Source organism: Paraburkholderia aromaticivorans, assembly GCF_012689525.1.
GTDB classification, from domain to species: Bacteria; Pseudomonadota; Gammaproteobacteria; order Burkholderiales; family Burkholderiaceae; genus Paraburkholderia; species Paraburkholderia aromaticivorans_A.
On sequence record NZ_CP051516.1, the window covers coordinates 166,378 to 180,087 of the forward strand.

A 13,710-nucleotide genomic window follows, 5' to 3' on the forward strand; every position below is an offset into this window, starting at 1 on the left:
TACGATTCGTGAGCGCGCGATACTGACATCGCCTGAACGGCCGCTATGGTGGGTCTGGCCCATGATGGGGTGACCCGCATCGATGCAGAATAGTCGGCTGCGCAGGAGCCGACGTTCAACTGGCAGATCCAAGGAATGGACGAGCGGCTGTAGATGGCCGACCGGCGCTGATCCCTATTTTCACAGCGTGCGGTCGGTATGATCGGGGGCGCGAAGGCGTCCGAAGTGCTGAGGCTATCCTAGGTTCCTTGATTGCCGTCCAAAGGCTAGCTCGGCTCAGCGACCGGACTTTCCTTATCGCTTAACATCGCATGACTGCCTCTCTTCACGCGCGAATTCTTTACGGCTGCGCCAGAACCTGAACGCTGCTCGGCCAATCGCTTCAGCAATTCTGCCGCTGGCTCATCGTGCGGGTCCTGTGGTACCAGCTCGCCACGGAAGGCCTTTGCGAGCAGTGCAGGCGTAAGTTGTTCGGCGGCATTGCGGGCGGTGGCGAGACGTGCTTCGACACGGTCGGCGAAAGCAAAGAGCCTTTCGACGCGACGGACGATTTCGGCTTGTTCAGGTATCTCCGGCACAGGCAGTTCGAGCTTATCTAGATCTTGTTGCGAAATCTTCCAGATGCCTGCAGTCGTCCTTGCCGCAGCTTCGATCTGATTGCGCACAGCAGGTGTGTCCCACAGCAGGCGCATGAAGTGCGACAACATTAGTCCTTGATTAGCGCGGACTCGAATCATCGTGTCAGGAAAGGCGATGCTTGTCGGGCATAGGTCTACTAGGCCGCCTCGTCCCACTAGAGTACGCGACCCATTACCCCGCGAGACCAGGAAGTCAGCGGGTTTGATGAGGAAGCGATCGATATCGATACCCGACCAATCGCCATACTTGGTCGCATCGGTATCGATTCGACCATCCTTAATAGCCGTAAGGCGGAGGACCGGCATACCTGATCCATCCCTAACGGACTTGCCGTTGCGCAAAGGTTCGTCCAGCAATTCAGCTAGCGGCTTTGACGGGTACCCAGTCCACGGGACGCTGCTGGAAACGTGGGAATCCCGCCATTCTTCTGTCAACCGTCCAGAGGAAGCAGCGGCAAGCACCGACTGGCGGAAGCGTCTTAGAATCGCTGGCACGCAATCGAGCCGTTGACGACATGCACCTAGGCGCGCCAACACGGTGTCGAGCTTGTCGGCGATGCGCTTTTGCTCTGACTGCGGGGCCAGCTTTATCGGAACTTCGCGGATGTTTTCTAGGTTCAACACCGGACGACCCATTCCGTAAGCACTGTTCTCCAAGGCCGTTTGAACTGTTCCCTCAACCGGCGCGAGAAGCTGCTTATGAATGAACGATGCGAGCAATTCGTCCCGAAGTCGAACCAGGGCAACAGACTGGCTCACGTATGCCTCAGGTATTGGGTGCGTCACATGAGCGCACTTCCCGACGTTTGCGCCGGTAATGGTCACTAGTAGGTCATGCTGCCTGATCAACGAGCGCTTTCCCTCGACTTTTTGGGGCAGGCTAACTCGCGCTATCTGGCCCAATTCGCAGAGCTTGTTCTGGTTTATGTCTTGGGTTCGGACAAACAGAGCGCCTTGAGTTGAGTAGTATTTCGACCAGTCGCGCGACCCGCTTGTTACGTACTCGACCAACGCACCTAGCGTCGACTCAATCCAGCCACGAGGTAGCCCGCTCATCTCGACGCCTCCTCACCCAGCTCGCTCAATATCGCCTCCAGTTCTGCAATCGCACCGCCCAGCTCGGCCATCGCTTCCTGAGCTAACACACCTGGGTCGGGCAACTCCCCAGCCTCATCTGCGCTTTCGTCCCTGAGCCAAGCTATATCGAGGCTGTCCTCACGCGCCTTAATCCATTCACGACTGAACGAGCGGAAACGGCCACTGTCGCCCTGATCGACTCGCGTGCTGGTTCCGTCTGCGGCTTCGCCATATGCCCCCTCGAATTCAGCGAAGTACTCGCGGGTCAGCGGTGTACGCTTGCCAAATCTCGGCGCATTCGCCCGGAGATCGTATACCCACACCTCCTTGGTGCTCTCCGTTGCCGCTTGGCCTACCTTCGTGAAGAACAGTACGTTGGTTTTGACACCCTGCGCGTAGAAGATGCCGGTCGGCAGACGAAGAATTGTGTGCAAGTTGCATTTATTCATCAAATCACGACGAATGTCCGCACCAACGCCCGCTTCGAACAGAACGTTATCAGGCAACACAATAGCGGCACGACCACCGTCTTTTAGGTGGCGAACAATGTGTTGCAAGAATGCCAGTTGCTTGTTGCCTGTTGCATAGGTCAGATCGTCGCGCGTCGGACCGCCGCCACCCTTCGCCGTACCGAACGGCGGATTGCTGAGAATGATGTCAGCCTTGGGCAAGGATGCACCGGCATTACCTAGCGTATTGCCAATGTGCACTACGCCCTCATCGTCGCCTTCCATGCCATGCAGCATGCAGTTCATCAACGCGAGCCGTCTCGTGCTGGACACTAACTCCATACCGAGAAACGCCTTGTTACGCTGGAACGTCTGCTGCCTGGCGTTGAGGTTGTACAGGTTATCGGTGTGCGATTTGATGTAGGCGTCTGCTGCTATCAGGAAGCCTGCGGTACCGGCCGCCGGGTCCTGAATCGTCTCGCCATGCTGCGGCTTGGTGAGGTGAATGATGCTGTCGATCAAGGGGCGCGGCGTAAAGTATTGCCCGGCGCCCGACTTCGTCTCGCTGGCGTTCTTCTGCAACAAGCCTTCGTATAGGTCACCCAGTCCGTCCCGCTTCGCCGAGAACCAATCGATACCATCGAGACTCTTCACAAGTTGCTCAAGATGGCGAGGCTCCTTCAGGCTTGTCTGCGCGTCAGCATAGATCGCCGCAATCAACGGATCGGTGCTCTGGCTGAGGGAAAGCAAAGTGGCCCGATAGTGGTTCAAGAGGTTCAAGCCGCTCTTTTCGGTCAGATCGGTCCAACGTGCACCCTCAGGCAACTTATGCTTGCTGAGCACACCACTCTGGGCGTTCTCATATTCCATCTTGATGAACAGGAGGAGCACCAGCTCAGCAACGTAGTCTGAATAATTAATGCCATCGTCGCGTAGAACGTCGCATAGGTTCCACAGTTTCTGGACGATATCGTTATTGCTCATGGGGTCCAATCAGAAAGGGTTGGCAGGCCGGCGAAAGAGCAGCCTGTGACGATCTGCGAAGATTTCGGACTAAATTATGCCACCTGCGGCCACAACGCTTCCGCTAGGCCTTGCAGCACAGTATCCAGCTTGCCGCCGAGCATCTTATCGAGCTGTTTCGCACCACCGTCGTTCGCGAACGTGCTGTTTACGAATTGCTGATCGACAACGACTTCGTGCGCGAGCTGCTTCGCTAGTCGACCGAGCCATGTGCGCTGCACGGGCGTCCAATTTGTAAGCTTGTAGATGCTTTCCATCGCTTGAGCTACGCGCTGATCGAACGATATAAGAGCCTCGCCCAGCGCGGCCCGTCGGATGAAGCCAACGATGCTGGCGGCAATCTCTTGATTTGTTTGCTGTCGCCATGCGCTCTTGATTCGTGCCTCGGTAAAGCCGTGCTGGTCGAGCAACATGCGAACCTCTTTCAGCTCTGCACGTGTCAGGTCCTTTGGGCGATTCACGACAACCGATAAGGCAGCCGACTGATTGATTTGCTCGTGGATGAAGTGATTGAAACTATCGAGGTAGTCTTCCGGGCGTCCGTATTCGCCATAGCTTTGCTCGCGCAGCACGAGCTCGTCAGCGTGCTCGGAGATGATCGGCATGTGCCCAGTGCCCACAAGTTGCTTCACCTCCCCAAGCTGCTCCAAAAGCTGCATGTGCTCACGCACAAAGTCCGCTGCACCAGCCGGTCCCAACGAATGCAAATACTCGTGAAGCTTGCTTGGCTGTACGCCCCAGACTTGCTCAAGCTGTGCGAGTCGCTCGTGCAAGGCAGGCCTCTTCTCCGCTGCATGCGTTGCCTTTCGAAGCACACGCATCAAGCCTTGGCTCAGCGCATCGAGTACCTCGTGAGCGTGCGTGCGATCCGGCGCACTGCCCGGCGCGTCGATGCTGGCGGGGTCGATAAGCTCCCCGATCAGTTGCTCCATCGTGACGTTCGGATCCTTAACTAGCGGCTTCATCGTTGATACATCCTGAAGCGCAGCGTAAATGTCTACCGGGTCATAAATCTTGAAAACGGTCTTGCCGATTTCATCACATCGGCGCGTTGCACGGCCGATCATCTGCTCATAGAGGATTCGGGAACGCACTCGGCGCAGGAACACGAGATGGGAGATTGTTGGCACGTCGATGCCCGTAGTCAGCAGATCAACCGTGATGGCAATGCTAGGATACTTCTCGTTTTTATATAGTCGAATGAGCTGGCTAACCTTATCTGACTGGCCGGTTATCTTCTCGACTGCTGCCTCGTTGTACGAGTCGCCATATTGCTCTTTGAAGGCCTCGCCAAGTAAGCGCTTCACCATCTCTGCGTGCATATCGGTAGCGCAGAAGATGAGTGTTTTCTCGTCTCCGAACGGGTCCAACTCCTTCGCCAACTCGTCGCAGATGACCTTGTTGAACGGCTCACTAATGACACTCTTATTGAATGCATCAACGCCAAAGCTCAACTCATCCTCCAACTCCGACAACTCTATCTCACCCGTTGAGGTATTGATTGCTGTGACCGTCTCGCCCTTCGCGAAGCTAATACCGTTCTTTGAAAGAAGCGTCTCGTATCGAATTGGAGGTTCATGGTCGATCAGCCAGTCGTCCGCAACGGCCTCGCGATACGAATACGTGTAGACGGGCTTTCCGAATATCTCAGTGGTGTGCTTCGCGGGCGTCGCAGTTAGCGCAACCTTCACCGCATCAAAATAGTCGAGCACGCGACGATAGCTGGACAGGTATTGATTTTGATCGCGCATCACAAGCTCACCTTCCGTCATCTCCTGATCGAGCGTATAGCCTCTGTGCGCCTCATCAATGATGATGCAATCGAATTCGTCAACACCTGGTGGAGAATCAGATTGGAGGATGCGCCGAACCATCGCCTGAACCGTGGCAACTTGAACACGGGTTTCTGCCTCTGCTGCCATATCGCCGAGCTTCGCGACGTTATAAATTTTCGAGAGCGGCTGATTCTGTTCGAGCAATGCTTCGTCAAAGGTGTCAGTCGCCTGCTGCCCCAAGGCTGTGCGGTCGACGAGAAAGAGGATGCGCCGGAAGCGCTCTGCCTTCAATAGGCGGTACATAAGGCCAATGATGGTGCGCGTCTTGCCCGTGCCAGTAGCCATCGCAACGAGCGCCGCGGGCTGCCCGTCAGATAGCGCCTCCTCGACGGCCTGAATTGCCTTGACTTGGTAATCGCGCAGCCGAAGATAGTCGAAACCTTCTAACGCGAGCTTCGCTTCGGCGTCTTCTTTGCTTCGCTTCAGCCGATCAATTAGACCGTCCGGCTGATGGAAACCTGCGAGAGGACTGGATAGATTCGAGGGTGCTCTAACGTCACGGAACCACGTGCCGCTCTGCTCTGCTAGTTGCTTGATGTAAGGGCGACTGTTGCACGAATACACGAACGGGACTTTGAAGGAGCCCTTTTGACCATCGGGCCACGGCCCCGCCTGCCCTGCCACTTGCCACGGTGCGACTAGCTCTGGCGTGAGCTTCAAACCACGCGAGTATCGCTCCGCCTGCTGGATAGTATCTGCCACCACCTTGCTTTGCCTCTTCGCCTCTACGATGGCAATGGGCATCATGCCTGCGAATAACATGTAGTCGGCCGGACCTTCGTGGGTCGGCCATTCCGCGATGGCTTTGTTTTTTCCCGGCTCCGGGCGCACGCCCTTTGAATACTTTAGCTCCACGGAATCCGTGTCCCATCCTGCTTCCATCAACTGCTTGTCGATGAGAATGCGTGTCAAGTCTTCGGAGAGCACAAGTTGCAGTGTAGCTTTCTGTGTGCTGATCCTCGCCTGAGTGACCTGCTTCGCATCAAGTTGGTCCTGCAGTGCCTTCAATTGGGCGTCGAAAGCTTGTTGTGCTTTCCTCAGCGCCGCTTCCTGCTCCGACGCAAGCTCCTTGTACGTTTTCGCTTCAACGTCCATCTGCAGCGCGAGCGTCTCGTACGTCTCCTTCTCTTGCGCAACGAGATCTGCGAGATGCTGACTGCTTTCGAGGGATTGCGACGCGCTCTTCAGTTGTGCCTTGAGCTGGTCGATGTCGATCTGAAGGTCGCGCAGATGCTTGCTGGGGTCTTCAGGTGGCACAAATGCGCCCGGTTTGAAAGCGCTACCCTGCTTCCCGAATGACGTTTCGAACCAAATTGCGAGCGCGCGAGCGACCTTCAGGCCGTCCATCGCCTCCTTATGCTGGGTCCTAAACTCGTGTGTAGCCTTGTTGCCCTCGACGCGGAGCGTGTGGAATAGCCCACGGATCGTTTTGTCGAGACCCGCCTCTCGATCAAGCTGAAAAAGGAGGTCCGACTGCTTCGTTGTCTGGTCGAACTCGACGCCAAAGCGTGCGGCCAGGTCCTGGGCCATCGCCTCGCCGAACTGACGGAGCTTGATGAGGGTTGTATTCGGGTCGCTGGCGAACGTCTGCTCAGCGGCAGCGCCGAGCTGCGCGAGGAGGGGCGAATGCTCGGCTAGAAAGCTGAAATTCCCGGTCTGGCTCACGGTCTGTTCGTCTGTAGTAATTTGTCTGACGGACTTTACGCGAAACCCGCGCGCCTGAGAACGGTGACTAGCGCGACTCAGCGCTTGCAAGTCTGTAAGTAGCCGAAATAGCAACAACTGTAACTATGGGCTTTTTTGCCGAAAAATCTATGGGCCACCATGGAGACCACCCCGCCCCCTGCAGTTGGCTCGCCCCCTCGGAGGGGGTGTTCGGCAAAAAAGAATTACTAGGCGTCGATTCTCGGCCGATCACCAGCGCCCGCGCACAACCAGCGCGCCGATCGAGATCGGCAGTGCGGCCGGGTTGGGGGTATTTTTGGGGGTATTTTAAGATGTCATATGTAGCAAATCATTGCCAGTTATGGATTTGACGGAGCAGTTTGATAGTCCTCCTCCCACCACTAAGATTTGTCATCACCCGAAAACCGGCTACACGCCGGTTTTCGCGTTTCCAGCCCGAGCTTTTCGCATTAAGCCGCTCAGCCTCCCGAGCCATATCCTGCGTGAGCGCCACCCACACAAACGCGGCGCTCAAGCAGAAAAGCACGTTCAAAACTTATCCCACCCATCATCCGCACCGACCGCAGCCGCAGCCGCGCCCGCAGCCGTCGCCAACGCGGCACCCGGCGCGACAACCGGCACAACCGTCGCCCGCACAACCCGCCGCACAGGCGCGACAACCCGCTCCTGCCGCACCGCTTCCTTCCGCAAAGGCGCCGCCAAAACAAACCCCCCCGCCCCACCACCATTCAAAATCTGAAAGAACGCCACAGCCTCATTCAACTGCTGCCCCTGATCCTCCATCGACCGCGATGCCGCCGCCGCTTCTTCCACCAAAGCGGCATTCTGTTGCGTGACATTGTCCATCTGCGTGATCGCAAGATTGACCTGCTCGATGCCGCGGCTTTGTTCACTCGAAGCCGCCGCGATCTCCGACATGATGTCCGTCACCCGCGCCACCGCCTGAGTGACTTCGGCCATCGTCTTGCCCGCCTCACCTGCAAGTGCCGACCCGTCGCGGATCTTCCCCACCGAGGTGGCGATCAGATCCTTGATCTCCTTGGCCGCGCTCGATGAACGCTGCGCCAGGCTTCTGACTTCGCTCGCCACCACCGCGAAACCGCGGCCCTGCTCGCCGGCGCGCGCGGCTTCGACGGCCGCGTTGAGCGCCAGAATGTTCGTCTGGAACGCAATGCCTTCGATGATGCCCGTGATGTCCGCGATCTTGGTCGAGCTATCGCTGATGTCGTGCATCGTGTTCACCACCTGGCCGACCACCTCGCTGCCTTTCTGCGCGACCGACGAAGCATTCGCGGCCAGCATGCTGCCCTGCTGCGCGTTGTCGGCGTTCTGCTTCACCGTCGAAGTGAGTTCCTCCATGCTCGACGCCGTTTCCTGCAACGAGGCTGCCTGCTGTTCGGTGCGCTGGCTCAGATCCATATTGCCCGCGGCGATCTCGCGCGCCGCGCCGGCGATGCTCGTGCTGCTGTCGCGCACGCGTCCGACGATCGTCGTCAGCCGTTCGTTCATCTCGCGCAGGGCGCCGAGCAGCTTGCTGGTTTCGTCGCTGCCGTCGACCACGATGCGCGTGCGCAGATCGCCTTCCGACACGGTGCGCGCGACGTCGATCGCCTGGCGCAGCGGTCCGGTCACCGCGCGCGTGATCAGCACGCATGCGCCGATCGCGAGCGCCACCGCGACCAGGCTGATCGCGATCAGCAGATTGCGCTGGTTCTCGTAGTGCGCCGCGTAGTCGTTGATCATCTGTTCCTGGCGCGCATGCGTGTAGTCGGCATACGCGTTGGTCGCGCGAATCAGCGCGGCGAGCAACGGCCTGCATTGATCGTCCATCTTGACGATCGCCTCGTCGCGCTTGTTGGTCAGCGCGAGATTGACGATGTCGGTGGCGACCGGTCCATACGAAGCCTCCACCCGATTGATCTCGGCGACGAGACTGCGCGCTTTCTCCGACGTGTCGGTTGCGGTCGCGATCATGTCGTTGAGCTTCTTCAGATCGGTTTGCACGTCTTCGTGCGCGCGCAGCACATCGGCTTTCTCTAATTCGAGGTCCTGCGGTTTGGTCACGAGCACGAGGTTACGCGCGGCGATAGCCCGGCGGTCGACCGCGGTTCGCACCTGCACCGCCATGTCCGCGCGTGCGTTGATGCCGTGCACGAAGCTGGAAAAGCTATCGGTTGAGTCGCTGAGCGCTTGCAGGGAAAGCCCGGAAACGGCGACGACGATAAGAGACAGCATGCCGAAACCGGCAATGAGTTTTGCTTTAATGGTGAGGTGCTTCAATGTCACGATTTTTATCTCCAATAACGAAACGTGGATGCGTTCGCAATGGACTCTCAGGTCCGGGCATGGGAGCGTCTATGTGACCGCCGTACATCGCGGCGGCCTCGCGCGGTCTATCCGTTCGGTGTCTCAGTCGATGCATGAACGAAAGCGCATCGGCGTAAGACACAAAACGGGTATCCCATTTACCGGATATCGGTTCGCACGCTCGTGTACTGAAGGCAGATCGGGTATATCTCTACAAGGCTTGCACGCGATGACCGAGGAAAGTGGGATTTCGTGCTAAATGAATATCTTTAGGCGCGTGATGAAAACATTGCATTGAGCGAGAGGTGGAGAAATCGCTTGAACGGGTCGCCGTTCCTCTATATGATTGAGCAATCACTCATTTATTTCGTTTAGCAAAACCGAACCCGCATGGCCCGTCCCAAGAGCGAAGACAAACGTAACGCCATCCTTGCTGCCGCTGCCGAGGTCATCGCCGAGCAGGGACTGGGTGCGCCCACCTCGCGCATCGCCAAAGTGGCGGGCGTGGCGGAAGGCACGCTGTTCACGTACTTCGACAGCAAAGACGACTTGCTGAACGTCCTGTACCTCGACATCAAGGCCGAACTGCGCGAAGTGATGGTGGCCGGTTATCCGAAGCACGCCACCGTGCGCGAGCGGGCGCAGTACGTGTGGAACAAATTTGTCGACTGGGGCGTCGCGCACCCGAACAAGCGTCGCGCCATGGCGCAACTGGCCGTGTCGGAGCGATTGACCGACCACACGCGGGCGACGGGCATGCAGTCGTTCGCGGACATCAACGACATGATTCAGGCAAGCGTGGCGAGCGGCGCATTGCGGGATCATCCGCCGGCTTTTCTGTCGGCGATCATGGGCGCTTTGGCGGAAACGACCATGGACTTCATCGCTCGGGAACCGGCTGAGGCCGAGCGTTATCGCAAGGCGGGCTTCGACGCGTTCTGGAACGCGATCGCTCGCCACTAAGTTTTTTTGTCCTATTAATGAGTGATTACTTGCTCAATGAAATTGAAGGAGTGCAGTATGGCTAAGGTCTGGTTGGTTACCGGCAGCGCCCGTGGACTTGGGCGCGAAATTGTCGAAGCAGCGTTGCAGGCAGGCGAGCAGGTGGTCGCGACGGCGCGCGACCCCCGTCAGTTGGCGGATCTGTCGGCGCGTCATGGCGAGCGGGTCCGCGCGGTCGCGCTCGACGTCACCGATCCACAGGCGGCGCGCCAAGCCGTGCAAGCCGCCGTCGACGCGTTCGGCCGGCTGGACGTGGTGGTCAACAATGCGGGCTTCGGGCATCTGGTGCCGTTCGAGCAAAGCTCCGAGGAGGATTTCCGGGCGCAGATCGACACCAACTTCTACGGCGTCGTCAACGTGACGCGCGCGGCGTTGCCGGTGCTGCGACAGCAGCGCGCCGGCCACATCGTCCAGATTTCCTCGGTGGGCGGGCGCGTGGGGATTGCCGGCTTGAGCGCCTATCAGGCTGCCAAGTGGGCCGTGGGCGGCTTCACCGAGGTGATCCGCCAGGAGCTCGCGCCGTTCGGCGTCCACGTCACCGCGCTCGAACCGGGCGGCATGAAAACGGAGTGGGGCAATGAGGCGGCCGGCGCGACGCCGGAATTGTGGCCAGATTACGTGCCGTCGGTGGGCGCCGTAGTGGATATGCTGTCGCAGTACATCGGCCATGAAGCCAGCGATCCGGCCAAGGTCGCGCAAGTGGTGCTCAAGCTCGCCTATCACGATACTTTGCCGGCGCATCTTTTGCTGGGCACCGACGCATTGCACTACTGTGGAGAGGGCGAGAAGGCGCGCGCGGCTGACGCACAGGCGTGGCGTGCCGTCAGCGAGTCGACGGACTTCTCCGCGCCGTCGCCGCTGCCGTCGTTTCCGAACGCATCGACTCAGGCTTGAGCGGCTAGCCGGACAACTGGGCCATAGGCGAAGACCGACCAAACGCAACCATGAGGACGATGAATATGGCGAACTGGACCACTGCGGACATTCCGCCTCAGACCGGCCGTCTCACGGTGATCACGGGCGTGACCGGCGGGCTGGGTTTCGAGACGGCGCTCGCGCCGGCCAACGCGGGCGCGGACGTCGTGCTCATCGGACGCAACGAGCAGAAAGCGCAAGCCGCACTCGTCGCGATCCGCGCGGCCTCTTCGAGTTGAAAGGCCCGCCGGGCGATGCGCAGATTGCCCGCCCGGCGCAGAACAAGGCGGTCGCCGCCCACATGTGGGCGATATCCGAAGCACTGACTAACGCGCGCTGGCCGTGCGCGACCATGGAGCATGCATCATGAAGGTTCTCATTTTTGGCGCGACCGGCATGGTCGGGCAAGGTGTGTTGCGCGAGTGCCTGCGCGCGCCCGACGTCGAAACGGTGCAAACGGTCGGCCGCACTCGCAGCGACCAACTCGACCCGCGGCTCATCGAAGTGATTCAGCCGGACCTGATGGATTTGCGCGCGGTGGAAGCGTCGCTCACGGGTTTCGACGCGTGCTTCTTCTGCCTGGGCGTGTCGTCGGTGGGGATGCAGGAGGCGGAGTATTCGCGCCTCACGTACGACCTCACGTTGGCGGCGGCGCAGACGCTCGTCCGTCTCAATCCGCAGATGACCTTCGTCTACGTGTCCGGCGCGAGCACCGACAGCACGGAGCAAGGCCGCAGCATGTGGGCGCGCGTCAAGGGCCGGACCGAGAATGCGTTGCAGCGGCTGCCGTTCAAGGGCGTCTACCTGTTCCGGCCGGGCGTGATTCAACCGCTGAACGGTGCGCGCTCCAAAACCCGCTCGTACCAATTGTTCTACACGCTGGCCCGGCCTTTCCTGTCGACGCTGCGTGCGCTCTTCCCGAACCAGATTCTGAGCACCGAAGACATCGGTCTCGCCATGCTGGCGGTCGCCCGCCACGGCGCTGACAAAGCGGTCCTCGAGACCGCCGACATCCGCGCGTTGAGCCGGTCCGTATCACGGCCCGCGCTAGATCTGCACACCGGCTGAGCACGGGCGAGCGGTGTCAAGCTCGCCCGACCCGGCAAAAACCCGTCTTTTCGATGGTTCGGCGTGGCGAATCGTCTGGTACGCTACCGGTTCACGGCCCGCGCCGGTCCGGACGCGGCCCTCTTCTTCACGCGCGTAGGTCAGCGCATGTTCGAAAGAAAAGCCCATGGTGACGCGCCGACCGAACATCGTGATTGCGATCAGTATCGTGCTGGCCAGTGCGATTCTTGCGATCGCCGTGTGGGTGCTGGCGCAGATGCGCGACGACGCATTGCGGCGCGCCCAGGATTCGGTCTTTAACGTGTCGCTGCTGGTCGAGCGCGACGTGTCGCGCAATCTGGAGATTTACGATCTCTCGCTGCGCGCGGTGATCGACGGCCTGAAACAGCCCGGCGTGCTGGACCTGGATCCGGCCATCCGCCAGATGGTGCTGTTCGACGGCTCGGCGAGCGCCAAAGACATGGGCTCGATCCTCGTGACCGACGAAGCCGGCAACATCAGGTTCGACTCGCAAGCCACGCCGCCGCGCAGCGTCAATCTCGCCGACCGTGATTACTTCAAAGTGCAGCGGGACTCGCCCAACGTCGGTCTGTACATCAGCCACCCGTTCATGCCGAAGGTCAGCGGCAAGCAAATCAGCATCGCGCTGAGCCGGCGCATCACGCGGCCGGACGGCAGTTTCGGCGGCGTGGTGGCCGGCACCATGCGCCTCACCTATTTCCGCAGCCTGTTCGCCGGCATGAATCTCGGCGCCGGCGGTTCGATGGCGCTGATGCTGAGCGACGGCACGATGCTGATGCGGCGTCCGTTCGATCCGAAAATCATCGGTATCAATCTGACCGGCACCGCCAATTACTCGCGCTTCATCCAGCAGCCGAGCGGGGATTTCTTCGGCACGGCGGCGATCGACGGCGTCGAGCGCTGGTACGCGTTCCGGCATATCGACATGTATCCGCTGATCCTCGACGTCGCGCTGTCCACGCGCGATATCTACGTGGAATGGCGGCGCCGCGCGTGGATCATCGGCTCGCTGATCGCCGCGCTCGACTTGACGATCATCGCGCTGGCGGTCCTGTTTTCGCACCAGCTGCGGCATCGCCGCGCGGCCGAAGAAGAGTTGCGCGTGTTGGCGCGTACCGACGGGCTGACCGGCCTGAACAATCGCCGCACCTTCGAGGAACACGCGGAAGATGAGTGGCGTCGCGCGCAGCGCAACGCATGGCCGCTGTCGATGCTGCTGATCGACGTCGATAGTTTCAAGGGCTTTAACGACCTGTACGGCCATTCCGCGGGCGACGACGCGCTCACGGCCGTGGCCCGCTGCATCGCGCAGAGCGTGCGGCGTCCGGGCGATACAGCGGCGCGCTACGGCGGCGAAGAGTTCGCCGTGCTGCTGCCGGACACCGACGAAACCGGCGCAGCTTTCATCGCCGAGAAGATTCGCGCCGCGGTTCAGGCGCTTCAGCTTCGCCACGTGGCGAGCTCGCACCATGTGCTGACCGTGAGCGTCGGCATCGCTACTACGCGAGGCCAGGCATTTGCAACGAGCCGCGCCCTCCTGAACGCCGCCGACGACGCGCTATACGAAGCCAAAGATGCGGGCCGCAATCGCGTGCTGTGCTATCGCACTGTGACGCGCGCGTCGCCCACCGGCGGCGCCACGGTGGCACCGGGCGCCGAAGCGCGCAATTCCGTCTAAGGGACGCAGTA

The 13,710-nt window shown here is 59.9% G+C and carries 9 protein-coding genes; 5 read left to right on the forward strand and 4 right to left on the reverse strand.

Translation table 11 applies throughout. From position 1 onward, the window contains the following. Positions 1–266: 266 nt before the first annotated feature. The 4 genes from HF916_RS28775 to HF916_RS28790 form a co-directional block, all read right to left on the reverse strand. Positions 267–1,694, reverse strand: a complete 1,428-nt coding sequence (locus HF916_RS28775; RefSeq protein ID WP_168792309.1) for a restriction endonuclease subunit S — start codon at positions 1,692–1,694, stop codon at positions 267–269. Continuing rightward, the gene (locus tag HF916_RS28780) at positions 1,691–3,148 is read right to left on the reverse strand and encodes a type I restriction-modification system subunit M (protein ID WP_168792310.1); all 1,458 of its coding nucleotides are present in this window, start codon (positions 3,146–3,148) and stop codon (positions 1,691–1,693) included. The genes HF916_RS28775 and HF916_RS28780 overlap by 4 nt, the downstream gene beginning before the upstream one ends. A gap of 74 nt (positions 3,149–3,222) precedes the next feature. Beyond that, complete coding sequence (hsdR, locus tag HF916_RS28785; RefSeq protein WP_168792311.1) at positions 3,223–6,687, reverse strand: type I restriction-modification system endonuclease; 3,465 nt, start codon at positions 6,685–6,687, stop codon at positions 3,223–3,225. Between the two features lie 549 nt (positions 6,688–7,236). After that, complete coding sequence (locus HF916_RS28790; protein ID WP_168792312.1) at positions 7,237–8,994, reverse strand: methyl-accepting chemotaxis protein; 1,758 nt, start codon at positions 8,992–8,994, stop codon at positions 7,237–7,239. Positions 8,995–9,405: 411 nt separating this feature from the next. Between HF916_RS28790 and HF916_RS28795 the strand changes: the two genes are divergently transcribed. From HF916_RS28795 to HF916_RS28815, 5 genes are all read left to right on the forward strand, one after another. Beyond that, positions 9,406–9,978, forward strand: coding sequence for a TetR/AcrR family transcriptional regulator (locus HF916_RS28795; protein ID WP_168792313.1), 573 nt, complete (start codon positions 9,406–9,408; stop codon positions 9,976–9,978). Positions 9,979–10,035: 57 nt separating this feature from the next. Next, complete coding sequence (locus HF916_RS28800) at positions 10,036–10,911, forward strand: SDR family NAD(P)-dependent oxidoreductase (RefSeq protein WP_168792314.1); 876 nt, start codon at positions 10,036–10,038, stop codon at positions 10,909–10,911. Between the two features lie 65 nt (positions 10,912–10,976). After that, positions 10,977–11,171, forward strand: a complete 195-nt coding sequence (locus HF916_RS28805) for an SDR family NAD(P)-dependent oxidoreductase (protein WP_240975748.1) — start codon at positions 10,977–10,979, stop codon at positions 11,169–11,171. A 127-nt stretch (positions 11,172–11,298) separates the two neighbouring features. After that, the gene (locus HF916_RS28810; RefSeq protein ID WP_168792315.1) at positions 11,299–12,000 is read left to right on the forward strand and encodes an NAD(P)H-binding protein; all 702 of its coding nucleotides are present in this window, start codon (positions 11,299–11,301) and stop codon (positions 11,998–12,000) included. Between the two features lie 166 nt (positions 12,001–12,166). Next, on the forward strand, positions 12,167–13,699 hold the full coding sequence (locus HF916_RS28815) for a sensor domain-containing diguanylate cyclase (protein WP_168792316.1): 1,533 nt from the start codon (positions 12,167–12,169) through the stop codon (positions 13,697–13,699). Positions 13,700–13,710 lie beyond the last annotated feature (11 nt).